At 64.5% G+C, this 25,960-nt stretch carries 24 protein-coding genes and 2 pseudogenes; 3 read left to right on the top strand and 23 right to left on the bottom strand.

Translation table 11 applies throughout. The features are described from left to right. From RT424_RS17030 to RT424_RS17015, 4 genes and pseudogenes are all read right to left on the bottom strand, one after another. Window positions 1-151 (bottom strand): annotated as a pseudogene (locus RT424_RS17030) (chromate transporter); the annotation flags it as partial. A 56-nt stretch (window positions 152-207) separates the two neighbouring features. Further along, window positions 208-1,167 carry a chromate resistance protein ChrB domain-containing protein gene (locus RT424_RS17025; RefSeq protein ID WP_313440680.1) on the bottom strand — a complete coding sequence of 320 codons (960 nt, stop codon included), beginning with the start codon at window positions 1,165-1,167 and terminating at the stop codon, window positions 208-210. Between the two features lie 92 nt (window positions 1,168-1,259). Then, entirely contained in the window at window positions 1,260-1,910 is a 651-nt protein-coding gene (locus RT424_RS17020) for a chromate transporter (RefSeq protein ID WP_409521524.1), read from the bottom strand. Then, window positions 1,879-2,217: a PadR family transcriptional regulator gene (locus RT424_RS17015; RefSeq protein WP_052322753.1), complete on the bottom strand. Its 339-nt coding sequence runs from the start codon at window positions 2,215-2,217 to the stop codon at window positions 1,879-1,881. Before RT424_RS17015 ends, RT424_RS17020 begins: the two co-directional genes overlap by 32 nt. A 377-nt stretch (window positions 2,218-2,594) precedes the next feature. Between RT424_RS17015 and RT424_RS17010 the strand changes: the two genes are divergently transcribed. Further along, a complete protein-coding gene (locus RT424_RS17010; RefSeq protein WP_199904466.1) occupies window positions 2,595-3,092 on the top strand; it encodes a DoxX family protein in 498 nt (165 codons plus the stop codon). Window positions 3,093-3,173: 81 nt separating this feature from the next. Here RT424_RS17010 and RT424_RS17005 read toward each other — a convergent pair whose 3' ends face one another. From RT424_RS17005 to RT424_RS16985, 5 genes are all read right to left on the bottom strand, one after another. Further along, entirely contained in the window at window positions 3,174-4,514 is a 1,341-nt protein-coding gene (locus RT424_RS17005) for an alkaline phosphatase PhoX (protein ID WP_313440675.1), read from the bottom strand. An 80-nt stretch (window positions 4,515-4,594) separates the two neighbouring features. Then, complete coding sequence (gene arsH / locus RT424_RS17000; protein WP_313440673.1) at window positions 4,595-5,341, bottom strand: arsenical resistance protein ArsH; 747 nt, start codon at window positions 5,339-5,341, stop codon at window positions 4,595-4,597. Beyond that, window positions 5,341-6,627: an arsenic transporter gene (locus RT424_RS16995; RefSeq protein ID WP_313440671.1), complete on the bottom strand. Its 1,287-nt coding sequence runs from the start codon at window positions 6,625-6,627 to the stop codon at window positions 5,341-5,343. Before RT424_RS16995 ends, arsH begins: the two co-directional genes overlap by 1 nt. Further along, window positions 6,627-7,055, bottom strand: a complete 429-nt coding sequence (gene arsC, locus RT424_RS16990; protein ID WP_313440669.1) for an arsenate reductase (glutaredoxin) — start codon at window positions 7,053-7,055, stop codon at window positions 6,627-6,629. Before arsC ends, RT424_RS16995 begins: the two co-directional genes overlap by 1 nt. An 11-nt stretch (window positions 7,056-7,066) precedes the next feature. Further along, entirely contained in the window at window positions 7,067-7,399 is a 333-nt protein-coding gene (locus RT424_RS16985; protein WP_313440667.1) for a metalloregulator ArsR/SmtB family transcription factor, read from the bottom strand. A 207-nt stretch (window positions 7,400-7,606) separates the two neighbouring features. Between RT424_RS16985 and RT424_RS16980 the strand changes: the two are divergent. Beyond that, window positions 7,607-10,159: pseudogene (locus RT424_RS16980) on the top strand (Tn3 family transposase); the annotation flags it as partial. Between the two features lie 196 nt (window positions 10,160-10,355). Here RT424_RS16980 and RT424_RS16975 read toward each other — a convergent pair. The 13 genes from RT424_RS16975 to RT424_RS16915 all read right to left on the bottom strand — a co-directional run bounded on the left by RT424_RS16975 (window position 10,356) and on the right by RT424_RS16915 (window position 25,000). Next, complete coding sequence (locus RT424_RS16975; RefSeq protein WP_004212890.1) at window positions 10,356-11,105, bottom strand: HAD-IIB family hydrolase; 750 nt, start codon at window positions 11,103-11,105, stop codon at window positions 10,356-10,358. Continuing rightward, entirely contained in the window at window positions 11,102-13,603 is a 2,502-nt protein-coding gene (locus tag RT424_RS16970; protein WP_004212886.1) for a heavy metal translocating P-type ATPase, read from the bottom strand. Before RT424_RS16970 ends, RT424_RS16975 begins: the two co-directional genes overlap by 4 nt. Continuing rightward, window positions 13,600-14,208 (bottom strand): cation transporter, encoded by a 609-nt coding sequence (locus RT424_RS16965; protein WP_004212885.1) that lies wholly within the window; start codon window positions 14,206-14,208, stop codon window positions 13,600-13,602. The genes RT424_RS16970 and RT424_RS16965 overlap by 4 nt, the downstream gene beginning before the upstream one ends. Next, window positions 14,205-14,891, bottom strand: a complete 687-nt coding sequence (locus RT424_RS16960; protein WP_004212882.1) for a ZIP family metal transporter — start codon at window positions 14,889-14,891, stop codon at window positions 14,205-14,207. Before RT424_RS16960 ends, RT424_RS16965 begins: the two co-directional genes overlap by 4 nt. Before the next feature lie 3 nt (window positions 14,892-14,894). Next, window positions 14,895-15,308: a hypothetical protein gene (locus tag RT424_RS16955; protein ID WP_004212881.1), complete on the bottom strand. Its 414-nt coding sequence runs from the start codon at window positions 15,306-15,308 to the stop codon at window positions 14,895-14,897. A 47-nt stretch (window positions 15,309-15,355) separates the two neighbouring features. Next, window positions 15,356-15,733, bottom strand: a complete 378-nt coding sequence (locus tag RT424_RS16950; protein ID WP_004212880.1) for a hypothetical protein — start codon at window positions 15,731-15,733, stop codon at window positions 15,356-15,358. Then, window positions 15,730-16,218, bottom strand: a complete 489-nt coding sequence (locus RT424_RS16945) for an SRPBCC domain-containing protein (RefSeq protein WP_004212879.1) — start codon at window positions 16,216-16,218, stop codon at window positions 15,730-15,732. Before RT424_RS16945 ends, RT424_RS16950 begins: the two co-directional genes overlap by 4 nt. 53 nt (window positions 16,219-16,271) lie before the next feature. After that, window positions 16,272-19,517 (bottom strand): efflux RND transporter permease subunit, encoded by a 3,246-nt coding sequence (locus RT424_RS16940; RefSeq protein ID WP_004212878.1) that lies wholly within the window; start codon window positions 19,515-19,517, stop codon window positions 16,272-16,274. Window positions 19,518-19,520: 3 nt separating this feature from the next. Then, window positions 19,521-20,699: an efflux RND transporter periplasmic adaptor subunit gene (locus RT424_RS16935; protein WP_004212877.1), complete on the bottom strand. Its 1,179-nt coding sequence runs from the start codon at window positions 20,697-20,699 to the stop codon at window positions 19,521-19,523. Further along, window positions 20,699-21,976 carry a TolC family protein gene (locus RT424_RS16930; RefSeq protein WP_004212875.1) on the bottom strand — a complete coding sequence of 426 codons (1,278 nt, stop codon included), beginning with the start codon at window positions 21,974-21,976 and terminating at the stop codon, window positions 20,699-20,701. The genes RT424_RS16935 and RT424_RS16930 overlap by 1 nt, the downstream gene beginning before the upstream one ends. A gap of 60 nt (window positions 21,977-22,036) precedes the next feature. Then, window positions 22,037-22,333: a hypothetical protein gene (locus tag RT424_RS16925; protein WP_007406840.1), complete on the bottom strand. Its 297-nt coding sequence runs from the start codon at window positions 22,331-22,333 to the stop codon at window positions 22,037-22,039. A gap of 73 nt (window positions 22,334-22,406) precedes the next feature. Further along, window positions 22,407-24,374 (bottom strand): cytochrome c/FTR1 family iron permease, encoded by a 1,968-nt coding sequence (locus tag RT424_RS16920; protein ID WP_313440663.1) that lies wholly within the window; start codon window positions 24,372-24,374, stop codon window positions 22,407-22,409. After that, a complete protein-coding gene (locus RT424_RS16915; protein WP_004212870.1) occupies window positions 24,374-25,000 on the bottom strand; it encodes a cation transporter in 627 nt (208 codons plus the stop codon). Before RT424_RS16915 ends, RT424_RS16920 begins: the two co-directional genes overlap by 1 nt. 75 nt (window positions 25,001-25,075) lie before the next feature. On the opposite strand from RT424_RS16915, the gene RT424_RS16910 reads away from it, so the two are divergent. Further along, on the top strand, window positions 25,076-25,495 hold the full coding sequence (locus RT424_RS16910) for a MerR family transcriptional regulator (RefSeq protein ID WP_007406847.1): 420 nt from the start codon (window positions 25,076-25,078) through the stop codon (window positions 25,493-25,495). On the opposite strand, the gene RT424_RS16905 is transcribed toward RT424_RS16910, so the two are convergent. Beyond that, window positions 25,489-25,960 (bottom strand): PDZ domain-containing protein (locus tag RT424_RS16905; protein WP_313440660.1); only part of this gene is annotated, 472 nt, incomplete at its 5' end. The two genes, RT424_RS16910 and RT424_RS16905, sit on opposite strands and share 7 nt — an antisense overlap.

Genomic DNA, 25,960 nt, shown 5'->3' with positions numbered 1-25,960 from the left:
AATAGTTCAGGGCATGGAGGAAGCGTTCCTCCCCGATCCAGCGTTTCTCATCGACCAGAATGCGGTGCATCACCGCGATCTGCCCGGCGGGACCACCAAAGCTGAGCGATGCAATGCGCGCCCAGACTTTCACCGCCTCCCCGAACGGGATGCCGTGATCCTTTGCCGGAACCTGAGACATATCCGGCAATTCCGTGGTGATCGCAGTCATCGCTCGGCCTTTCGGGCGCTGAAATAGGCGTGGAACTGGTTGAGCGCGTCTCCCGCGCTAGCGATCCGTTGCAGATCGTCGTCGATCGAGGCGCATACGCCCGACAGCATCGCGCCGAGGCCGGAAGTTTCCGGGCGGCCATATTTGCCGTCGCCGATGTCGAGATCGTGAATGATCTCCCCGATGGCGACGAGGCCGATGTCATCCGTCAGCTCTGCGCGGACGAGCAGCGTCTCGAAGCTGCACCGGTCGCCTTCATGGGTGAACTCGGCATCGGCCATATCGAACCGCAGTTCGCCTGCCTGTGGCTCATGGCTGCGGGCATCGACGAACCGGAAGGTGGCATCAGGGTCGATGAAGCGGCGGATCAGCCAGGCGCACGCGATGCGGTCCACATGGACGCCGCGCCGTGTTACCCAGGTTCGTTTCCGGAGATCCCCTGCCGACAGCGGTGCGGGTTCGCTGCTGCGACTAACATCGGGATGAGCATAACGCTTCTCGTCCAGTTCGCGCAGCGCAGCCTCTGCGTTCTGGCGACCATGGGCATCGAAGAAATCCAGGCTGACGATCTCAGTTAGTCGTCGCTGGAGCTTTGCGATTTCCGCGCCAGACGGCGGTCCGGTGTCAAGCAGTGCTCGCGCCGCCTGTGCCAACTCGTCATAGTCACTGTCGCGCGCGGCATCGAACAGCGCGCGAAGGTCAGCGTCGCTCTGTCCCTCGATCATACGTGCCTCGATCAGCGTCGCTTCGCCGCCACTGGAGATGATTTCTCCCAGTAGGTCGCGAAAGGCGCTTTCCGTAACTGTCCGACGTGGAAGCACATGAACCGCATTTTTAAGCGGAATCGCACCGATGGCTTGCAGCCGGCGCCATATTTTTACGCGAAGATAGGGCGGCTTTGCGGGCAACTGGTGAAGAAGTGCCAGCCAGAAATCGGATGCGTCATCGCTTATCATGATGCATATGTATCATCATGATTGATTCGATGAAACATATATATCTAATTTCGGTAATAACTATCGCTGCCCCCGGCACTGCATGGGCGCAGTCAGCCTCGACCGATGCGCCCGCCTCTAGGGGGCGTCACATAAAACGGGCACAGATATACCGGCGGGCCATCGCCGGGAGATGCCGCCAGATCGCGACATAGGACAAGGCCGGCTAATCCGCCGATGATGATGGCCGCGACCTGCCCGATCGCCCCGCCCGAAAGGACGAGGACGAGGGCAGCCGCTATCGCGATCACCGCGCGCCGGAGATTGGGAGTAAGCGACCGCGCCATTCCCCATACCGCCTGGGCGACGATCACGATGGCAACAAGCTTGAGGCCATGAATGGCGCCGGCCGCGACGGCGCCCTGAAGGCTTGATGCGCCGGATGCCACGGCCAGCATAAGCAGCGCGGACGGCAACGTGAACGCCGTCCACGCCGCGAGCGCGCCAAGCGGACCTGCGCGCAGGAGGCCAAGCACGAAGCCGGTCTGACTGGACGCTGGGCCAGGCAGGAACTGGCACAATGCCACCAGCTCGGCATAGGCTTCCTCGCTGACCCATTTGCGACGTAGCACCAGCTCGTCGCGGAAATATCCGAGATGGGCGATCGGTCCGCCAAACGAGGTGAGGCCGAGCTTGAGGAAGGCGAGGAACACCTCGCCGACCCGGCTGGCATCAGGCGGTATCGTTTCCCGGGCGCCGCTCACGCCCATGCCCTTCCACCAGTTCGCCGAACAGCTCGTGCGCCTTCCCGCGTGCGATCTCCAAAGCTTCGCGTCCAAGATCGGTCGCGACATACAATTTGCGGACCGCGCGACCGTGCCGTTCCTCGTGGCTGGTCAAATAGCCCTTCTTCTCCATGCCATGCAGCATCGGGTACAGGGTTCCGGCGCTCAGACGGTAGCCGTGATGCGCCAGCTCCTCCATCATCCACTGGCCATAGATCGGCGCGTCGGCCGCATGAAGCAGGATGTGCAGGCGCACGAAGCCGGACAACAGCTCGCGGTGATCCATCAATCATCATCCTGCGAGCTATAGAGACGAACTTCGATGTCGAAAACCGATAGCGTCGTTGCGAATGTCGGTTTACGGTCCCTCACGTACTTCGATCGTCCCTTTCGTCTCACCGGAGGTATAACATGGCTTCGCCCATACACGACCACGTTGATGGACGCCGTGCCCTGCTGAACGCCTGATGTCGTTGTTACGCATATCAAAGCCGGAATGGGCGTGGGCCGGCGTGAACGTTTTTGGCCTCGTCGTGGGGGGAGCCTGTTCTTCCTCGTGAAGGAACCCGTGGCCGCTACGCTCCTGCTGGCGGTGTCACTTATCGCTGGCGAGCTGGGTGGCCGAGCTGCCTCAAGGTGGGTCGCAACCAAAGAGAGAAAAGGATGAAATCACCGATGACGATGCGATCACGCTGGGCTGAGAGCAACGCCAGCCCATGGACAATCCTGATCCGTCTTGCGGTGGGATTGGTGGTGTTTTTCCCCGAAGGCATCCAGAAGCTTATTTTCCCCGACATCCTCGGCGCTGGACGCTTTGCTAAGATCGGTATTCCCGGGGCCGAGATCATGGGGCCGTTCGTCGGCGTGGTGGAATTGGTGTGCGGTGCCCTCATCATCCTCGGCCTATTTACGAGGTGGGCGACGATTCCCCTGATTGTCACGATGATCGTGGCGCTGGTTTCGACGAAGCTCCCGATCCTGCTCGGCGAGGGTTTCGGGCCGTTCAGTCTCCCCGACTTCAAACGCTACGGCTTCTGGAGCGCACAGCATGAGTCCCGCGCCGATCTGACGATGCTCCTTGGCTGCCTGTATCTGCTGATCGTCGGGCCAGGTGATTGGTCGCTCGACCGGCGCTGGTTCGGAAGACGCGCGGGGCACTGAGCGAGACGGTGCGGCGTAATCTGTTGATGCTTCCCCGGCAGTGATTGAGACCGGGGAAGCATATTGGATCGTCAGCCGAAGCTATGCGGTGACGGCGTGCCAAGGGCCGGTGATCGCCAGCGTTTTGGCGGGACTGTAGATGTTTACGAACATCGTCCGCCCATCCGGTGAGAAGCACGCGCCGGCCAGCTCCGTTTGCGCATGGAGGCGGGCGAAGGAATAGACCGCCCCTTGCGGCGTGATTCCGCGCAGGTGGTTGTCGACCACCTCGGTATATTGATCTTCACAGACGATAAGGTGCCCGTTCGGCGCGACCGTCAGATTGTCGCCGAAGTTCAGCATGGCGGTGCTCGTCGACTCCACGAAGAGCTGAAGCCTGCCCGGCGCGTCGGCTTCGCCGACCTGACCCTCGCTGGCGGACGGCTTGTAGCGCATGATCTGGCTCAACTTCGCCGCGCCCCCGGAGGTGCAGCAAAAGTAGAGTTCGCCCGACCCGAAATGGATGCCTTCGCCTCTGGCGAAACGCACGGCGCCTGCCAGATTGCCACGCTTCCGCAAGTCGTCGTTCGCACTGTCGGTGCCGTCGAGATCGATCCAGCGGGCATCGGCCCACTGCCCGACGGACAGCGTGTGTGTGTCCCAGTTGCGGCTGTCGGTGCCGAGCGCTTGGTCCACGAACGCCAGCGCCTGCAAGCGACCTCCGCGCGCGAGCTGCCCGGGCGATGCAGGAAGAAACCGATAGAACAGGCTGTCGTCGCGATCTTCGGTCAGATAGACGATGCCGGTCCGCGGATCGACGGCGGCTGCTTCATGGTTGAAGCGCCCCATGGCGCGCATCGGAACGGCCTCGGTCCGCCCCGCGTGCGCGGCAGGAACCTCGAACACCCAGCCATGATCCTCGCGCAAGCCATTTCCCGCGCGCGACACGTCTTCTTCGCAACTGAGCCAGCTTCCCCACGGCGTGATACCGCCTGCACAATTCCGGATCGTGCCGACGAGGCTTAGATGCTGGCGCTCAACCTGGCCGGTCATCTGATCGTACACGAGGGTCGTCGTTCCGCCCGGCAACCAGCTATCGTCCGTTCCGCGGTCGAAGCCGGACCCTGTGCTGCGAGCGGACGCGAACGGACCGATGCTGCCATGTTTCGGCGACAGCTCGTGGTTGCGGACCAAAGCTACCCGGCGCGCATCGAGCCGGAACGCTCCCATGCCATCGGCATGATCCGGTACGCGCAGACCGTCGTCCATTGGATCGCCCAGGGCGGAAATGACGCGGTATGAGAAGCCACGCGGCAGATCGAGGAGCTGGCGCGGGTCAGCCTCCAGCGGGCCATAGCCTGCCGCGATCGATGAACGAGAAAGGCTCGATGTCGCGCAACCGCTCAGCGCCAGGCCCGAAAACGCGAGTGAGGTCAGGCCCATAAAGGAACGACGATCGATGGGTGCGATGTTCTGCATGGCTGTAACCTAGGCTTCGATTGGGTCGTTTGCGTGAATGGCGATCAGCGCCCCGGAGCAACGGCGATGGCCGACAGGTCCGTTGCCGGATCGATCGGTACACCGGCTTCCTTTCGCTCGGAGTAGCGGTCGACCAGTTGGGTGGTATGTGGGCGCAGCAGTACGGTGAAGCGCACCAGCTCTTCCATCACGTCCACGATCCGGTCGTAATAGCTCGACGGCTTCATGCGGCCTGCATCATCGAACTCGTCGAACGCCTTGGCGACCGACGACTGGTTGGGGATCGTCACCATCCGCATCCAACGACCGAGAACGCGCAGCGTGTTGACGCTGTTGAACGACTGCGATCCCGCCGACACCTGCATGACAGCCAGCGTGCGGCCTTGGGTGGGACGCATCCCGCCCATGCTGAGCGGTAGGTGATCGATTTGCAGCTTCATGATGCCGGTTATCTGGCCGTGGCGTTCGGGGCTGCACCACACCTGTCCCTCCGACCACATCGACAGCTCGCGCAGCTCGTGGACGGCAGGGTGATCGTTGCCTGCGTGCTGGTCGGGCAGTGGCAGCGTCGCCGGGTCGAAGATGCGCGTCTCGCAGCCGAAGAAGCGGAGCAGGCGAGCCGCCTCCTCGATGCACAGGCGCGAATAGGATCGTTCGCGCAACGATCCGTAGAGCAGCAGGATGCGGGGCGGCGGATCACCAGCGCCCAGCCCAAGGGCGGGACGATCGATCGCATAGCGCCTATCAAGCGCTGGCAGATGATCGGGGTCGGCAAGGTCACGCAGAGGCATCAGGCAATCCCAATTCGCAGCGCGAGCGCCGCCAGTGTGATGAGCAGGACAGGCACGGTGAGCGTCACCCCGACCCGGAAATAATAGCCCCACCCGATCCGAATGCCCTTCTGTCCCAGGACGTGCAGCCACAGCAGCGTTGCGAGCGAGCCGATCGGCGTCAGCTTGGGGCCGAGGTCGCAGCCGATCACGTTGGCGTAGATCATCGCTTCCCGGACCGCCCCGGTTGCGTGCGCGGCGTCGATCGACAGCGCGCCCACCAGCACGGTCGGCATGTTATTCATCACCGACGACAGGACGGCCGCGATCAGGCCGGTTCCCAGCGCCGCACCCCACACGCCGCCTTGCGCGGTGCGATCGAGCAGCGCTGCCAGATGGTCGGTCAACCCTGCGTTCCGCAGGCCATAGACGACCAGGTACATGCCGAGCGAGAAGATCACGACCTGCCACGGCGCTCCGCGCAGCACCTTGCCGGTCTGGATCACATGGCCTCGCCCGGCGATCACCAGCAGCAGGATCGCGCCGGCAGCGGCAACGGCGCTGACTGGCACGCCCAGCGGTTCAAGCAGGAAGAAGCCGGCGAGCAGGAGCGCGAGGACGATCCAGCCGGCGCGGAAGGTCGCGGCATCCCGGATCGCGGCATGAGGAGCGCGCAACGCCGCGACATCGTAATCCTGCGGTATATCGCGCCGGAAGAAGATCAGCAGCGCGCCCAGCGTAGCGGCGATCGACACCAGATCGACCGGCACCATCACGGACGCATATTCCCCGAACCCGATCCCGAAGAAGTCGGCCGACACGATGTTGACGAGGTTCGAGACGACCAGCGGCAAGCTGGCGGTGTCAGCGATGAACCCCGCCGCCATGACGAACGCCAGCGTGGCTCTGTCCTTGAAGCCGAGCGCCCGCAGCATAGCGATGACGATCGGCGTCAGGATCAGCGCCGCACCGTCATTGGCGAACAGCGCGGATACACCTGCGCCGAGCAGCACGATCAGGACGAACAGCCGGCGACCACGCCCCCCGCCCCAGCGCGCGACATGCAGTGCCGCCCATTCGAAGAACCCGGCTTCATCCAGCAACAGGCTGATGACGATGATCGCGACGAACGCGGCGGTTGCGTTCCAGACGATGCCCCATACCACCGGCACGTCGGACAGGGTGACGACGCCTGCAAGCAGCGCCACGACCGCCCCGCCCATCGCGCTCCACCCGATGCCGAGGCGCTTGGGCTGCCAGATGACGAGCGCGATCGTGGCGACGAAGATCAGGACGGCAAGGAGCATCAGGCGACGCGCTGGCCTGACGCATCGACCACCTGTTCGCCGTCTTCCTTGGCGAATGCGGCTAGCTGGCCGCTTGGCAGCAGGTCGAGGACGGCTTCGGACGGTCGGCACAGCTTCACGCCGATCGGCGAGACGACCAGCGGCCGGTTGATGAGGATGGGATGCGCCATCATCGCGTCCACCAACGCGTCGTCAGACAGCGACGTGTCGCCCAAGCCCAGCTTTGCATAGGGTGTGCCCTTCTCGCGCAGCAGCTCGCGGGGCGTCATGCTGGCGCGGTCGATCAGTGCGACCAGCAGCGCGCGGGCGGGCGGGGTTTTCAGATACTCGACCACATGCGGCTCGATGCCGGCATTGCGGATCATGGCGAGGGTGTTGTGTGACGTGCCGCACGCGGGGTTGTGATAGATGACGATATCGACGGCCACGGGGCGTCCTTTCAGCAGCAGGGGGCGAGTTCGGCGAGGAGTGGCGCACACAGTTTAGGCGAGCCGGCGCAGCAGTCCTTGACGAGGAACAGCGTCAGCGCGCGCAGGCCGTCCAGATCGGCCCGGTAGATGATCGATCGGCTATGGCGCTCAGACCGGACCAAGCCAGCGCGGGCGAGAATGCCGAGGTGTGCCGACATGGTGTTCTGTGGCACGTCGAGCTGACGGGCGATTGCGCCGGCCGCCATTCCAGCAGGTTCGTGGCGGACCAGCAGGCGGAACACATCGAGGCGCGTGCCCTGCGCAAGAGCACCCAGTGCAGCGATGGCCGAACCAGTTTCCATAATTCTAGCATAGCGGATATATGGCGTGTCGCAAGTCTTGCTTACCCATTCGTGGATCAGGTGTCTCACCGCTCACCCGGCGACGGGTTTTGGGGAAGGGTTAGGGCGTCCCGTTTGTCGATCCTTGTGGGACGGGATCGCTATGCCTTGGGGTGTCATTCCGCCCCCAACCGTACCGGGTGCCAGCGGCGCAATTTTCAACAGCCCCGCTCCTTTTCGGGGCGGGGCGCACGGGATTTGCGCGAATGGATCGCTCGGGAAGCCGAGGCAGCGACATCGAATGAGGATCTTGCCCGTCGCTTCGTTGCGGAGTGTCGCCGCACCCGCACGATCCTTCCCGGCTCCTCGACGATCGAGCGCCTTTGCGCCGATGCGCTGGTTGAGGCCGAGCGCCGGATCGAGGATCTTATCGCCCATCGCATCACGCCAACCCTGAGCGAGAATTTGGCTCACCTGTTGGAGGATACGGTGGATGGTCGCGTCACGCGCTTCGTATGGCTGCGACAGTTCGAGGTTGGCGCAAATTCAGCAGCCGCTAACCGGCTGATGGATCGACTGGAATATCTTCAAAGGTTCGATCTTCCGGCGGATTTGCTGGACGGCGTGCCGGCGCATCGTGTGACCCGGCTTCGCCGGCAGGGCGAGCGCTATTACGCCGACGGCATGCGTGATCTGCCCGAAGACAGGCGGCTTGCGATCCTCGCTGTCTGCACCCTGGAATGGCGGTCATCGCTGGCCGATGTCATCGTGGAGACCCACGATCGCATCGTAGGCCGTCTCTATCGGGCCTCCGAACGCCTTTGCAACACCAGGATCGCCGACGAAAAGGCGGCCGTTCGGGACACGCTGAAGTCCTTTGCCGAAATCGGTGGTGCTTTGCTTGGAGCGCAGGACGATGGCACGGCCCTGGACGGGATAATCGCCACCGGGCCTGGCTGGGAACGGTTCAGAACCCTTGTCGCCACGGCCTCCGCGCTGACCAACGTGCTCGCGGCCGACCCGCTCAGCCGTGTGCTGGACGGCTATCACCGTTTCCGCCTCTACGCGCCCAGGATGCTGCGCCTGCTCGACATGCAGGCGGCGCCGATCGCCACGCCTCTTCTGGCGGCCGTTGCGATGCTGCGTAACGGGATCAAGGTCGATCCGCCGGTGGATTTTCTACGTCCCAACTCGAAATGGCATCGTCATCTTCGCGCTGAGCCCAGCGGCGACCACCGGCTTTGGGAAATCGCGGTGCTGTTCCACATCCGCGACGCCTTCCGGTCCGGTGACATATGGTTGGCGGGATCGCGCCGCTATGGCGACCTCAAGCAGCTTCTGGTCCCGCCACAGGCGATAGAGCAGACCGCGCGGCTCGCCGTGCCGCTGCGACCCGGCGAATGGCTGGCCGAGCGCAGGGCTCGACTGGATACACGGCTGAAGGAGTTTGGCCGCGCGGCGCGAACCGGCACGATCCCAGGCGGCATCATTGAGAACGGCAAGCTGCACATCGACAAGCTGAGGGCCGACACGCCCGAAGGGGCCGAGGATCTCGTGCTCGATCTCTATCAACAGCTCCCGCCCGCGAGGATCACCGATCTGTTGCTGGAAGTCGATGAGCGAACCGGATTTTCCGAGGCGTTCACGCATCTGCGCACCGGCGCGCCCTGCAGCGACCGGATCGGCCTGATGAACGTGTTGCTGGCGGAAGGCGTCAATCTCGGTTTGCGCAAGATGGCGGCGGCGACCAACACGCACAGCTTCTGGGAATTGCTGCGGATCGCGCGCTGGCATGTCGAAGGCAGCGCCTATGATCGGGCGCTCGCCATGATCGTGGAGGCCCACGCCGCCCTGCCCATGGCCGCCTTCTGGGGACAAGGGCAATCGGCATCCAGCGACGGGCAGTTCTTCCTTGCTACCGAGCAGGGCGAGGCGATGAATCTGATCAACGCGAAATATGGCAACGTCCCGGGCCTCAAGGGATACAGCCATGTGTCCGATCAATATGCGCCGTTCGCAACCCAGGTGATCCCGGCAACGGTCAGCGAGGCTCCCTATATCCTGGACGGGCTGCTCATGAATGACGCGGGCCGCCGCGTTCGCCAGCATTTTGCCGACACGGGCGGCTTCACCGATCATGTGTTCGCCGCCTGCGCCTTGCTCGGCTACAGGTTCGCCCCCCGTATCCGCGATCTCCCTCAGAAAAGACTCTATGCCTTCACGCCCAACGCGACGCCGGCCAATGTGCGAGCGCTGGTCGGAGGTAAGATCAATGAACCGCTCATCGAGCGCAACTGGCCCGACATCCTGCGCATCATGGCGACGATCGCAGCGGGGATCGTCGCCCCCAGCCAGATTCTTCGCAAGCTCGCCTCTTACCCGCGCCAGAATGAGCTGGCCCTCGCATTGCGAGAGGTGGGCCGCATCGAGCGAACCCTGTTCATGATCGACTGGATTCTTGATGCCGGCCTCCAGCGCCAGGCTCAGATCGGCCTCAACAAGGGTGAGGCCCACCACGCCCTAAAGCGCGCCATCAGCTTCCACCGCCGAGGTGAAATCCGGGATCGATCCGGCGAAGGCCAGCACTATCGCATCGCCGGAATGAACCTGCTCGCCGCCATCATCATATTCTGGAACACCATGAAGCTCGGCGAGGTCGTCAATACCCGGGCCGCCAGCGGTACCCATATCGCGCCTGATCTACTCGCCCACGTCTCGCCGTTGGGATGGGAACACATCAATCCAACCGGGGAATATCGCTGGCCCAAATCCTTAGCGTAGGATTCCGCCCCCTCCCGCAAACGCCCCCTACGATTGAGAAGCGCGGCGGAATCTCTTAGATTGATCGCTGGAGGCTTTGTTCGCGGAGACGCGCACATTGCCTTCTTTTCGTTTTAGGAAGCGCTGTCCTAAGCGACAGAAGCCAGAGCTTTGACAATGCGGCATTCCGCGATGGAGCCGACCATGTATCTTGATCCTATCGGTGCAGACACGCGATGATGGCGGTCACGACGGCGGTGGTTTCCGCGACGTCGCGCACCCTCACTGTGTCGAGGCCGATTTCAGCAGCGGGATAGTCATTCCCACCGGGGAATATCGCATCCCCAATGAACAGCATCCCGTCGAGCGGGACACCGCTCTCGGCACTCAGGCGCTTCAGGCCATAGCCCTTGTCGATCCCTGCTCTGGTCACGTCGATCGATGTCGTGCCACCGAGATTGATCGAGAGCTCCGGCAGCTTCGCGCGCAACGTGGCCTGCAACGCGGTCCTCTTCTTTCGGTCAGGATCCCACGCTTCCTTTTCCTTCAGCGGCGCTGCCTGCCCCAGGCCCGAAAAGGTGATCTGGCTGCCCCGGTCCTCGATCCGTTCGCCCCAGATACGTTCGTCGGCGAGACCGGCATCGGTCAGCGCCTGATCGAAGGCCGTGCGGATCTTCGCCTTCTCCGCGTCGTCGAACAGTTCGGCATAGACCGCGCGCCAAGCGCCATTGATGAACCGATAGAGTTTCGTGCCTGTGGTCGGCATCAACCAGAGACGGTCGAGCGCGACGCCGGCAGGAAGGCGCGAGGCGATCTGCTTTTCGAACTGCGGCCAGTCCCCGCCCGAGATCACCGCCACATCCGTGATGGCGAGCAATCGGGCGAGGATTGCGGCCATATCCTCCGATAACGGCCGCTTGCTCTCGGCAAGCGTGCCGTCGAGGTCGAAGGCGATCAGCCACTTCATGCCGCCTTCCCTGCCGGATCGCGGTAGGCGAGCAGCCTGAGCGCATTGATGACGACGAGCAGCGTCGATCCCTCATGAACCGCCACCGCTGGCCCAATGCCGAGGCCGAGGATGGTAGCAGGCACCAGGAAGGCGACGACACCCAGGCTGACGAAGACGTTCTGCCGGATGATTCCACGGGTATGGCGGCTAAGACCGACTGCGAATGGCAGGTGCGCCAGATCGTCGGCCATCAGCGCCACGTCGGCTGTCTCCAGCGCAACGTCCGACCCCGCCGCGCCCATCGCGATGCCGACCGTGGCGCTTGCCATCGCCGGCGCATCGTTCACGCCGTCGCCCACCATCGCGACCTTGTCTTCGCCGGCGAGCTTCTTGATCGCGGCAACCTTGTCTTCGGGCATGAGGTCGCCCCACGCTTCGTCGATCCCGACTTCGTCGGCGATCGCTTCGGCGACTTTCTGGTGATCGCCGGAGATCATTATCATCCGCGACACGCCCATCTCGTGCAGCCGACGCAACGCGGTCTTGGCAGCTTCGCGAGGCGTGTCCATCAGGCCGATCGCGCCCAGGTCGCGGTCCCCCTTGCGGACCACCATTGTCGTGCGGCCGTTCTCGCGCAGCTTCGCGATTGCGTCCTGCGCGCCCTGCCCCAGCGCCGGAATGCCCTCACTTCCGAACATCTCGGCCTTGCCGATCCACACCGTCTCGCCATCCACGCTCGCGGTGACGCCCCGACCGGTCAGGCTCTTGAGGTCGCCGGCAGTCGGCACGGCACGATCGTTCAGACGTTCGCGGCCGTCCTTGACGATCGCTTGGGCCAGGGGATGGTCGCTCAACGCTTCGACGGCGACAGCCAGCGCCAGCAACTCGCCTTCATCGGCGCCATCGACGGGCACGACATCAGTGATGCGCGGACGACCTTCGGTCAGCGTGCCCGTCTTGTCGAAAGCGATCGCTTTGAGCGACCCGAGGTTTTCGAGCGGTGCACCGCCCTTCACGAGCACGCCGCCCCGCGCTGCACGGGCAACGCCCGACAGGACCGCGCTCGGCGTTGCGATCGCGAGCGCGCACGGGCTTGCCGCCACCAGCACCGCCATCGCGCGATAGAAGCTGTCGCGGAACGGCTCGTCGACGACCACCCATGCGAACAGCAGGAGCACTGACAGGACCAGGACGGCGGGCACGAAGATCCGTTCGAACCGGTCGGTGAAGCGCTGCGTCGGCGACTTCTGCGTCTCCGCTTCGCTCACCATCTTCACGACCTTGGCAAGCGCGCTTTCATTGGAACGGCGTGTCACCTCGATCTCGATCGCGCCGCCGCCGTTGATCGTACCAGCAAAAACCCGGCTTTCCGCGTCGACTGCATCGGGCTTGGCGCGTGCCGCTGCGGCATCTGCGACCGGCACCTTGTCGACCGGGATGCTTTCACCCGTGACCGGGGCCTGGTTGATCGCGCTGGTGCCCTTGATGACGAAGCCGTCGGCAGGCAGGCGCTCGTTCGGGCGGACGATGGCAATGTCCCCGACGACCATCTGCTCGACCGGGATTTCGCTGGTCTGCCCGCCGCGTCGCACGGTCGCGGTTTCGGGCGCGAGCTTCGCCAGCGCCTCGATCGCCTTCTTGGCGCGGCCCATTGCATAATGCTCAAGCGCATGGCCGAGGCTGAACAGGAACAGCAGCAGCGCACCTTCGGCCCATGCGCCCAGCGCAGCGGCGCCGGCCGCAGCGACCAACATCAGCGTGTCGATCTCGAACTTCTTCATCCGGAGGTTGTCGATCGCCTCGCGCAGCGTGAAGAATCCGCCGAAGAAATAGGCTGCGATATAGCAGGCGGTCGGCAGCCATTCGGGCGCGCCAGCGACCAGCCTCTCGATCGCGTAGCCGATCCCCAGCAGCGCGCCACAGGCGAGCGCGAAGATCAGCTCGGTATTGGGGCCGAGAAATTCGGCGTGGCTATGGTCGTGGCCATCGCCGGGGCCGTGCTTCTCTTCGCCCGCGCCGTGGCCCCCGGGGCCGTGGTCGTGGCCGGCATGTTCATCGGCAGCGACCCGCTTGCCCACCCTCACCTTCAGCTTGCGAAGCGCAGCGCGCACCTCCTCTTCGGTGGTTTCGCGGCGATCATATTCGACCCGGACAGACCCGCTGGTGCTGGCGCTTGCCTGGACCACGCCGGGCAAGGCGCACAGCGCATCGCTGACCGTGCGCGCCCGACGTTCGTGGTTGATCCCCGTCACCTGCCAGATCGCATGGCCGTAGCGCTCGGTGATTTCGGCACCTGCGGCGCGCACCATTTCGCGCAACCGTGGCAGCGGCAGCTTGGCGGCATCGAAATGGATGCACAGCGCCGCTGGCGTGTTGCCGTCGAGACAGATCACATGCGCCCGCTCGACACCTTCGCGCTTTGACAGGGTTGATACGAGACGGTCCAGGCAGGCATCGGCCGCGTCAGGAAGGTCCGGCAACAACACTGGAATGTCGAGTTCGAGCTTGTCGTTCATGACGACCTCCTTTCGCTTTTCTTGGTTTCGGCGCGCGCGTCGCGCAGGATTTCGACACCGCCCTTGATGGCGATGATGGCGGTGGCGAAGCCGACCAGCAGGTCCGGCCAATTGGTACCCAACCACAGCACCAGCACGCCGGCGATCAGGATGCCGCCGTTGGAAATGAAGTCGTTGAAGCTGAAGGTGGTTGCGGCCCGGAGATTGACGTCCGGATCCTTGAGGCGCTGGAGCAGCCGCAGGCAGAGGTAATTCACGACGCCGGCGATCGCGGACATGACCATCATGGTAGGTCCGATGGGCTCGCTGCCCTGCACGTAGCGCCGTCCGACATCGATCAAGATGCCGCCCGCGAAGATCAGCAGCATGACGCCCGAAGCGACCGCGGCGCGTGTCTTCCATGTCTGGCCCCGGGTGAGCGCCACAAGGCTCAGCGCATACACAGCCGTATCGGACAGGTTGTCGACGCCGTTGGCGATCAGCGCGCTCGAGTCCGCGAAGAAGCCGGAAACGAAGAAGCCCGCAGCGATCGCCGCGTTCAGCAGCAGGACGATCCACAGTGTGCGGCGCTCCTGCCCGCCATTGTTGTCGTTGCCCGGGATCATCCCATCATCTCCTCAAGTGTCAGCAGGGCCAGGAAGCCGACGAAAAACATCGAGCTGATGAGCGGGGTGTCGGGTTTCTCGTGCGCCTCGACCAGCAACTCCTCCGTGACGAGGTAGAGCAGCGCCATCAGCCCGAAGCTGAGGAAGCCGGCGATCATCACCGGCGACAGCGCGGCGACCGGCACGGCAGCGAGCGCGCCGATCGGCAGCAGCAGGGCCAATGCCGAGACGATCACGATGATGCGCAAGCGCGAGCGATAGGTTTCCGCCAGCTCGTCGGTCAGCGTCAGTCCCAGAAATAACACTTCCAGAGTGAGCGCGATCGTCAGCAGGAGACCTGCCTTCTCGCCCGCCACGAAAGCAAGGCCGAGCACCAGGCCGTCGACCAGAATGTCGATGCCGATCGCGGCGAGTAGCGCCATCGGCCCCTTGAAGCGGGCCTCAAGAGCCTTGAGCCCCAGCATGGTCGCGACGCCCGCCGCCCCGCCGATCAACGTCGCGCTGGGCGATGCCTCATGCTTGACCTGCGGCAGGATTTCGGTCGCTGCCGCCGCGAACACGACGCCGGCAGCGAGATGCTGTAGGCCCGCCACGAGGCCAGGTTTCAACTTGGTGCGGCTCGCGACAATCGCGCCGAGCACGACCGCCAGCACAGGCGCAAGCGTATAGAGCAGTGCCTGCATTTCCTAGGACTCCTCCGGGGTTCGGTGGCAGACGCGGATCTTCCCGCGTCGCGTGAACGCGATCGATCCGCCCGCCACGACAGCCCGCGAATGGTCGCCGCGAAACTCGTCACCGGTTCGCTGCGCGCGCAGGATCTCGGTCCTGCCCTTCGGCAGCCAGGTGACGGCCATTTTCAAGCCGTCATCGATGAAGTCGACATCGGCGCGTGTGCCGTCGTCGCAGTACATGATGCGCTGCGCGATTAGTTTCGACGTCAGATGCTTTTCATGCGCCGGCTCGGTAGGCTGGGTCGGCGCTGGATTACACGCCCCTATAACCGCCCCGGAGACGAGAACGACGCCGAGGCGCGCGATCGCCAGACCGGCCCGATTCAGGCCGCACAAGGTTGTCACATTTGAAATCGACGTGTCAGACATCGGTCTCTTCCGACGAAGCGCCCTGTGGCGTTCGAAGGCAGGGCAGTTCATCGCGTGCCTTCCCGCTCGCAGATCCGGGTACGGCCATCGCCTTCCACGATGGTGAGCTGCGACCCCTTGAAGGTCGCGGTGGCTGTTTCGCCGACATATTGCAGGCCCTGCGCTGGCGCGGTCAGCATCATCGGCGGTCCCCCGTTGGAGCGCCGCAAATCGATCTGCAGGCCGTTGTCCTTGTAATCGACGAACAGCGGTTCCCCGTCGGAACAGCGATATCTATGCCGCCCCATTTCCCCGGTCGCCACGGCGCTGTCGGACGAATGGATCTGCTGCTCCGTTGGCGGGGCTGGCGGCTTTCTTTCCGAGCACGCCGCGAGCCCGACAACGAGGATGACGGCGGGCAGCACCCGCTTACAGTGCATCATCATCGCGCCTTCCTCCTGTAGCGGAAGGGGACGCGCTGACGATTGATAGCCCGGGCAGGCTGACCTACCCGCCAGCGGAGATAGGTTGCGAGGCGATCGTCAGATTCGACCATCAGGGATCGCAGGCGGCGCAACATCATCGCCGCGAACGGCAGGGAGAGCGCCCCGCGCAGCGTGCAGCTATGCGTTAGCCTGGTGCCGCCATCGTCCCCCGCCAGCTCGTACCGCTCTTCGAGCGTGAACAGATAGGGGATGCCGCAGGACCAAGCGAAGGCGTGCGGTTTATCGAATCGATCAATCCGTGCTGGCGTCCGAATTGGCCGGGTGATGCCCTGGATCGCAAAGGTGCATTCTGTGTCGCCGAGCCGGGACGGATCATCGAGAAATACGAGCGGACTCCACGCCCGGCGATGATCCGGATCGGTGAGTGCCGACCAGATGCGCAGTGGCCCGCCGTGAAGCATCGAGCTGGTTATGGTGCGAGGCATATCCCCATCTCCCAGAGATGGGCGGGGCGATCGCGGATCGCCCCGCCCATCCATCAGGCCAAGTTGTTCACGAAGGTCTGACCGTGGTCGTCCCCTTCATGCTCCTCATTGTAGTGCTCGGGTTTCTCGATCACTTTCTGCCCGAACCGGGCATAGAGTGTCGGCAGCACGAACAGCGTAAGAAGCGTCGCCGAGATCAGACCGCCGATGACGACCGTCGCCAAAGGCTTTTGAACCTCTGCGCCGGCGCCTTCGCCCAGCGCCATCGGCACGAAGCCGAGGCTGGCGACTAGCGCGGTCATGATGACGGGTCGCAGACGCTGCATCGCGCCAACATGCGCGGCTTCCTCGCGGCTCATCCCTGATCGGATCAGATCTTGGATCGAGCTGACCATGACGAGGCCGTTGAGGACCGCGATGCCCGAGAGGGCGATGAAGCCCACTGCCGCCGAGATCGAGAAGTCCATGCCCCGCAGGAACAGCAACAGGACGCCGCCCACCAGCGCGAAAGGCACGCCGGTGAACACGATCGCGGCGTCGCGGACCGATCCCAACGCCCCGTAGAGGAGCAGCAGGATCAAGATGAAGCAAGCCGGAATGACCAGCTTCAGCCGTTCGCTTGCCGATTGGAGGTTCTCGAACTGGCCGCCCCATTCGAGATAGGTGCCGGCAGGCAGCCGGAGTTGGCTGCCGATCGCCGCCTGCGCATCCGCCACGACGGATCCGACGTCGCGGCCACGCACGTTGGCTTGCACCACCACGCGCCGCTTGCCGTTCTCGCGGCTGATCTGGTTCGGACCATCGACCACCTTGATCTCGGCGACGCTGGACAGCGGTACATAGCCGCCGCCTGCCACCGGCACCTGCACCTGTTGGAGCAGGCCGATGTCGGCACGCTGCGCCTCCGACAGGCGGATCACCACGGGGAAGCGACGGTCGCCCTCGAAGATCTGGCCCGATGTTCGCCCGCCGATCGTCGCAGTCACGGTGTCCTGCACATCCTGAGCCGTAACGCCCAACCGCGCCATCGCGTCGCGGTTGACGCGAATGTCGAGCATGGGAAGACCGGTCGTCTGCTCCACCTTCACGTCCGCTGCGCCTTGCGTTCTGCGCAGCACCGCCGCGATTTGCTCGGCCGTCCGGTTCATCTGGTTGAAGTCGTCCCCGAACACCTTCACCGCGATGTCGCCGCGCACGCCGGCGATCAGCTCGTTGAAGCGCATCTGGATGGGCTGGGTGATCTCGTAGGCATTTCCCGGAATCTTCGCGAGATTACCCTCGATCCGGCTGACCAGCTCCTCCTTGGGAAGCTCAGGATCCGGCCAATCCTTGCGCGGCTTCAGGATGACGAACATGTCGGTCGCGTTCGGCGGCATCGGGTCGGCCGCCAGCTCGGCGGTGCCCGTCTTGGAATAGACGAATTGCACCTCCGGCTGCTTCGACATCATCCGCTCGATCGGCACCTGCATCGCCTGGCTCTGCTGGACCGACGTTGCCGGAATGCGGAGCGACTGGATCAGCAAATCGCCTTCGTCGAGCTGCGGCAGGAACACCGAGCCGAGCGTAGTGAAAGCAAGCGCCGCCACCACAAGGCTTCCCACACCCGCACCGATCGTCAGCGTCGGGCGCTTCATGGCCCGGTCGAGACCGGGTTCGTAGCGCTTCTTCAGCCACGTGATGATGCGGCCGTCCTTCTCCTCGACCTTCTTCGACAGCCAGATCGCAATCATCGCCGGCACGAAGGTGAGAGAGAGGATGAAGGCGAAGGCGAGCGCGATGATGACGGTCAGCGCCATCGGTCCGAACGTTTTACCCTCCACGCCGGTCAGCGTGAGCAGCGGTACGTAGACGAGGATGATGATTGCCTGCCCGTACACAGAGGGACGGATCATCTCACGCGCAGCGGCTGCCACGGTCGCGAGCCGTTCCTTGACGCTGAGCAATCGGCCTTCATGATGCTGTTGCTCGGCAAGCCGGCGCAGCGCGTTTTCGACAATGATGACGGCGCCGTCGACGATCAGACCGAAGTCCAAAGCCCCAAGGCTCATCAGATTGGCCGAGACCCCAGCGCGCAGCATACCAAAGCCTGTCAGCATCATGGTGATCGGGATGACCAACGCCGCGATCAGGGCCGCACGGAAGTTGCCGAGCAGCAGGAAGAGCACGACGATGACCAGCACCGCGCCTTCGGACAGGTTTTTCGCGACCGTCTTGATCGTCGAATTGACCAGCTCGGTGCGGTTCAGCACCGGCTGAATTACGACGTCAGGAGGCAGCGAAGCGTTGATCGTCTTCAGTTTCTCAGCGACCGCGGTCGACACGATGCGGCTGTTCTCGCCGATCCGCATGATCGCCGTGCCGACGACGACTTCGGTACCGTTCTCCGATGCCGAACCCATGCGGATCGCCTGACCCGTCTTCACAGTCGCAACTTGTTCGACCGTGATCGGCACGCCGTTACGTGTCGCGATCACGGTCCTGGCCAACTCGCTGGCATTGCGAACGAGCGCATCCGAGCGAACAGCCAGACCTTCGCCATTGCGATTGACGAAGCCACCGCCGACGCTGGTGTTATTGCGCTCCAGCGCATTTCCCAGGTCCGTCAGCGTGATGCCGAGCGAGGCCAGCTTCTGCACGTCGGGCACGACGAGGAACTGCTTGGCGTAACCGCCAATCGAGTCGACACCGGCGAGGCCCGGTGTGGTCTTCAGAAGCGGCGTCACGATCCAGTCCTGCGCGGTGCGCAGGTAGGTCGCCTTGTCCTCTTCGGTCGTCAGTCGCTCGCCCTCTGGCGTGATGTAGCTGCCATCGGGCTGTTGGCCCGGTTCACCGGGCTTGTGCTTGTCGTCCTCGCGATGATCGAGACGAACGGTGTACATGTACACCTCGCCCAGGCCTGTCGCGATCGGACCCATTTCAGGGTTCACGCCGTCGGGCAGATTCTCTTGCACGCCCCGCAGACGCTCGCCCACCTGCTGGCGGGCGAAATAGATGTCCGTCGCGTCCGAAAAGACCGCCGTGATCTGCGCGAAGCCGTTGCGGCTCAACGAGCGCGTATATTCCAGGCCGGGGGTGCCGGCGAGCGCGGTTTCGATTGGAAACGACACCTGCTTCTCGACCAGCTCGGGCGAGAGGGCAGGCGCGCGGACGTTGATCTGGACCTGATTGTTGGTGATGTCCGGCACCGCGTCGATCGGTAGCCGGTAGAGGGAAAAGGCGCCGATGGCGGCGACGATGACGGTGAGGAGCAGGACTAGCCAGCGCTTCTCGACCGCCCAGGTTACGATACGGGCGATCATGGCTTAATCCTCGTGGCTCGCTTCGCCCTTGCCGATCTCGGCCTTGAGCGTGAAACTTCCGGTGGTGGCGATCTGTTCGTTGCCGGTCAGGCCCGACCGGACGATCACCGTGTCGCCCGACGCATCGCCGAGCTGGACCGGGGTCGCCTTGAAGCCGGTGGGCGTGCGCACGAACACGACCGACTTGCCCTCGAAACTCTGGACCGCCGTCGTCGGCACGCGGACCGCCCCGCTCCCGCCGCTGCCCGTGAGCTGCACGGCTGCCGTCACAGGCTCGCCGACCCGCCATTCGCCACCGCGATTGTCGAGGGTGGCGAGCGCAGGCACGAGCCGCGTCTGCGGATCAAGCGCCGGCGACACGAAGGTCACGCGGGCGGTCGCCTGACGGCCTGCCGCCTTCACCAGCACCGTATTGCCGGGACGCACCCGGCCCGCATCCTCGGGCTTGAGATTAAGCGCGATCGACACCTGGCTCAGGTTGGCGATGCGATAGAGTTCGGCATCCGCCGCGACCGTTTGTCCCAGCGTCACGGGGCGCGCAATGATCTGGCCCGAGATCGGCGCGGCAATGCCGAGCCGGTTGAGCCCGCCGCCGCCGACACCCGCCGCCGAAACCATGCTCTGCGCCTGCGTCAGGGCGATCCGCGCCTCCGTCGCCGCTGTGCGGGCGGCGATCAGATCCTGTTCAGGGGAGACTCTCTGCGCGAACAGCCGCTGTTCGCGCGCGAGGTTCGAATTAGCGAGCTGAAGCCGCGCCCGCGCCGCCTCGACCTCGCCCTTGATCTGCGCCGCCTCGCGGCTTTCGATGACCGCAATGGTCTGGCCGCGTCCGACCGATTGGCCGAGGTTACGGGTGAGCGCGACCACGCGTCCCGCAATTGCGGCCGAGACGACCTGCGTTCCCTGTGGGTCGCCCTCGATGATCGCGGGCAGCTCGATCGTCCCGGCCCCGCCGATGATCGGCCGTCCGACCTGGACGCCCGCTGTGGCGATCTGGTCGGCACCCAATGTGACGACGCCTTCACCGGCATGACCGCCTTCAGCACCGCCCTTTTCCGTGCCCGCTGCCGTCTCATTGGCAGCTGCGCCTTCGGCAGTTGCCTCGTTTCCGCCATCCTTGCCGCCGCAGGCAGCCAAGAGCAGGGCGAGCGACGCCGCGCCCGCGAGATAAAAGCTCTTCATCACTGATTCCCCCCATTGGGCGCACGAGCGGTCAGTCGCTCCACTTGCGCGCGGGCATTCTGGTAATTGGCAAGCGCGTCGATCGCGGCGACCCGCGTTTCGGCGAGCGTGCGTTCAGCATCGAGCAATTCGAGCTGGCCGAACTTGCCCTCGCGATAGCCGATCCGCGCGATGCGGGCGGCCTCCTGTGCAGCCGCCAGCGCCGGCCCCGACGCCGCACGAGCCGTCGTTGCGGCATTGGCCGCCTGCGCCTGCGCGTCCGTGATCGCCTGTTCGATGTCGAGCGCGGTCACGCGGCGCTGCGCATCCGCCTGGGTCCGCTGCGCGGTCGCCTGCGCAATCGCGGCGCGACCATTGTTGAACACCGGGATCGGGATCGACACGCTGAACACCGCCGCCATGTCGTTGGTCGCTTCCAGGCGGCGGATCGACGGCCCGACGTTCAGGTCAGGCACGCGATTGGCGCGCGCGAGCCGCACGCCGGCTTCGGCAATGGAGAAATCCGCGTTGGCTGCCGCCAGCGCGAGTGTGCCGGTCGTGTTGACCGGTGCCAACGGCCCATAGACGTTCACACCGGGAAGGCGATCGAGCAGCGTGTCATCGAGCAGGCCGTCGATCGGCCGTCCGATCCGACGCGCCAGATTGGCGCGGGCCGCCTCGGCCAAGCGAAGCTGCCGCTCCACATTGGCGTCGGCATTGATACGCGCGACATCCGCGCGCTGTTGCTCGAGTGGCGATGCCCGCCCTGCCTGCACGCGAACGCTCGCGGCCCGCAGCGCATCGCTGGCGATCCGGGCCTGATCGCGGGCTGTCATTACCCGGCGATCGGCCGCGACCGCTTCGACATAGAGCTGCGTTACCTGAAGCCGGACATCCGCCGCGATGATCGCGGCCTGGATCTCGGCCCGGGACAATTGCGCATTGGCGACCGCGACGCGGGCGCCGCGCTTGCCGCCTAGCTCGATCGGGATCGCAAAGCCGACCGTGGTTTCCGCGCTGCGGACCCCCCGATACGGCCCGGAGCCGATGACATTCTCGACTTGGCCTTGAACCACCGGATTGGGCCGCAAGCCGGCGACTGTGCGACCTGCACGGGCCGCGTCGATTCCAGCTGTCGCCGCTTCCGCAGCAGGGGCCGAACCGCCCGCTGCACTGACCGCTTGGTCAAGCGTGTAGACCGGCGCATCCTGCGCAACAGGCGCGGACGGTCCGACCTGCGCCTGCGCCATCGTGGCGCAAGACGCTGCGGCCAGCATGGCCGCGAGGATACGATTCATGAAAATAGGACTCCTGACGATGATCGACAGGGGCGCGCCAACGCACGCCCAAATCGGACGTCAGGCTTGGGGGGGCCTCAAATGGACCATGCCGGTGCGGCCGTCGAGCGACGCAGAGGCGGAGATTGTCGGCTTGGGCACTGTGAGGACGGGGGTATATTCCATCGTCGTGCGCGCAGGCGCGCCGACGTCGTGTCCGTGACAATAATTGTGATGATGCGGGACATTCTTGTCCGAGTCCGATGGCACCTGATCGATGTCACCGGCGGTATGGACCGTGAACTCAACGCCCGCGATGCTTCCCCCCGCCAGATCGGCGGCATGGGCCATGCCGGAGAAGCTGGTCAGGACCAGCATCAGGCATGTCAGGAAAGGCAAAAAGGCTCGCACTAGCTTGCCTCTATCACGGAAGGGTTTTCATGTCATTGCACTAATTCGAACCAAGGGTCACTGAGCCGGAACCCGAGCGGGATCGGTCGCGCCCGTTCCAGGCGAACCCGACCGCAATGGCGACCGCCATCAGGAGTTGCGCCAGCACCGATTGCCAAGTGGGAAACACGCCGAGCATCGACAGCCGTGGCACGTCCGCGAGCGGTGCGATGTTGATAAGGCCGGCTTCCTGGAGCGCGGCGACGCCTTTACCCGCCAGCACGACGGTCAGGACCGCCATGAGCCAGGAGCTATAGCGGAAGAACTGCGCGATCGGCAGCTTGCGACTGTAGCGAAGCATGGCCCAAGCGATCAGGCTGAGCAGTCCAATCGCCGACCCGGCCCCCGCGAGAAGCATCCCGTTGTCACCTTGCGCCGAAAGCGCGGCATAGAACAGGATCGTCTCGAAGACCTCGCGATAAACTACGACGAACGCCAGCCCGAACAGGAACCAGCCCGACCCGCCCGAGAGCGCCCGCGACATCTTCTCGCGAATATAGCGCTGCCACTGATCGGCCTGCGCCTTGCCGTGCATCCAAATCCCGACCGAGAGCAGCACGACCGCGGCGAACAGCGAGCCAAACCCTTCCGTCAGCTCCCGGCTCGCACCGCTGATCCCGATCGCATAGGTGGCGACCGCCCAGGTGATCCCGCCCGCGATGATCGCGCTGACCCAGCCGCCATGCACGTACCGCAGCGCCTCGCCGCGCTCGGCTTTACGCAGGAACGCGATCATGGCGACAACGATGAGCAGGGCTTCGAGCCCTTCACGCAGCAGGATCGTGAACGCGCCCAGGAACGTGGACGCTTCGGTGGCGGCATCAGGCGCGAGCGCCGCTTCCGCATCGTCGAAAAGGCCGCCCAGTACTGCGACCTTCTCCGCGAGATCATCGGGCGACGCGCCCCGGTCGATCGAGGCGCGGAACTCCCCCATCGCGCCCTCGATTCGACCCATCAGCGTCGCGTCGCGCGCGGTGAGTGTTGGCTCGATCGGCTCGAACCCATCGAGATAGGCCGACAGCGCCAGCTCTTTCGCCATGCGCGCATCGCCGCGCCGCGCAGCCGCCACGCTTTCGGCGAGTTTGGCGCGGGCGACCGCGAGCGAGCCGGGAGCCTGTTGTATCACCTGTTCGGGATGACGACGCAGGAACGCGAGCACTGGGTCAGCCTTGGCGTCGCCGATCGCCGCGCCGAGCGCGGCCGGGGTGAGCGCGACCAGGGTTTTCAGGTCCGGAATGCGCCGGCGAAGGGTCGGGTCGGATTTCCAAAGCCGCTCGCCTTCGCGCGCCTGCGCATCCGTGAAGGCGAAGCTCCCGGCTCGGAATGCTAACGCCCAGCGCTGATCGTTGGGCAGATCGGCGAAGCTCTGCATCGCGGTCCCGTCGATGCCTTGCGTCACCACCTGATAGAGCGCGAACACGCTGCGCTGGCGCGCGCGCTCGGCATCGGTGAAAGCAATCGGGGGCGTAGCGAGCTTGGCGGCGTCAGGGCCACGGCCGTTGCCCGTCATCCCGTGGCAGGACGCGCAGGATTGTCGGAACAGGGCATCGCTGGAGACGAGGTTCGGAGCCTTATCGGGCGCGAGCGGCACCGGGTAGGCGCGCAACAGATCGGCCGCGAGCCCGTGCGCCAATGTTGCCACCTGTTCAGTCGGTCCCTTTTCCGCGATCACCGCCTGGAGGTTGGCAGCCCGCTGGATGAGGGCTTGACGCTCCGGCTTCGCCGGCAGGCCCTGAAGCCGTGTCGAGACCGACGCGGCGAACTCCGTCATCTCGGCATATTCCGACGTGCTCTTGATCCGACCGTTGGCGACCGCGCCGCCATAATCGACGGCCATATAGTCGAGCAGCCGCCATGCGGTTTGCACGTCGCCGGGTTCGGCGATTGCCGCAGCAGGGATCAGCAGCGCCGCGAGCGCGGAGAGCAGCCGCAACGAGAGCATTGCCCGGATCAACGCGAGCAGACACACTACCGCTCTCCCAATTCGCGCCGAGCGCCAGTGACGATTTCATAAGCGGAGTGGAGGAACAGGAGGGCGATGAGGCCGGCGACGGCGAGGTCCGGCCAGGCGCTTCCTGTCCACGCCACCAGACCGGCCGCGGCGATCACCGCCACGTTGGCGAGCGCGTCGTTGCGGCTGAACAGCCAGATCGCGCGAACATTGGCGTCCCCTTCCCGGAAACGCGCAAGCACCAAGGCGGACACGACATTGATCGCGAGCGCGACAACGCCGATTGTGCCCATCAGTTCGGCATCGGGCGCGGTTGCGTTCAGGGCGCGCCAAATCGCGAAACCGATTACGCCCACGCCAAGCGCACCGAGAAACAACCCCTGCGTCAGCGCGACCTTTGCCCTCGCCCGTGCGGACCAGGCAAGCGCGAGAAGACCGATAAGGCTGATCGACCCGTCCCCGAGAAAATCGAGGGAATCCGCTTTCAGCGCTTGGCTATCGGCGATGAACCCGCCGAACAGCTCGGCGACTCCGAAGCCGAGGTTGAGCACCACGACGGTCAGCAGCGCACGGCGATAGGCCGGATCGGTTTGCGCGCGCGCGGGCTCCCCGTGGCACCCGCAGCTTTCGGTAGAAGCATTCATGCGGCCTTCCTTACCACCTCCAGTCGCTGTAGAAGCAAGCGAAATGTGCGACACGTTCGCATAAGCAAGGATGGCATGATGAAGCCGGTGATGATTGGGCAGCTCGCCAGCGAGACCTCGACGAAGGTGACGACGATCCGCTTTTATGAGTCGATCGGGTTGCTCCGATCCGCCCCTCGCACGGCGTCGGGTCGCAGAACCTACGATGCCAGTGACATTGAGCGTTTGCACTTCATCCGCAACGGTCGCCGGCTTGGCTTCTCCGTCGACGAGATCCGTTCGTTGATGGGGCTGGCGCAGAACCCGGACCAGGATTGTGGTGCCGCCTCAGCTATCGCTGCTCAGCACCTCAAGGATGTGGAGGAGAGACTGGCGCAACTCGCGGTGTTGCGGGATGAGTTGGCAATGCTCAGCCAGAGCTGCACCAAGGCGCGCATGGCCGATTGTCGGATCATGAAGGCGATCGGCAAAGGCCACCCTCAAGCCGATCAATAATAATCGGCCAGCCTGAGCTCGCGCACATCACCCGAGGCCATCGTCAGCTTTACGAGGGTGCCAGCAGGCCGGGAGCGCACTTGCCAGAGCTCCCCACGCGTATAGTTCGCATCGATCGAATGGCCGTTCACCGCCACGATCCGGTCGCCGACCGCCCAGCCAGCCTTTTCCGCGGGACTGTTCGCCGCCACATGAACAACGGTGAGCGCCGTTGGTGAGGCTGCGAGGCCAAGGCCGCTACGGTCCTTCAGCATCGGCAGGCGACGACGAGGACCGAGTGGCCGGAGCCACACGAATCCGGCGGTCACGTCGAACACCACGTCGAATTGAGCGATCAGCGGTAGGCCGACATTGCCAACCGTGCTGGTGGAGAGCCAAGCTCTCATCCCGAGTGTGGGGACGTTCGAGACGCCAAGCCCTTCGATGTTGATGTTCTGGATCGTGAAAGCATCGTTGATACGCACA

Origin of the sequence: Novosphingobium sp., assembly GCF_032093395.1 — a bacterium.
GTDB lineage: Bacteria > Pseudomonadota > Alphaproteobacteria > Sphingomonadales > Sphingomonadaceae > Novosphingobium.
Note: the sequence above shows the minus strand (reverse complement) of the source record. Positions and strands in the feature narration are given on the sequence as shown.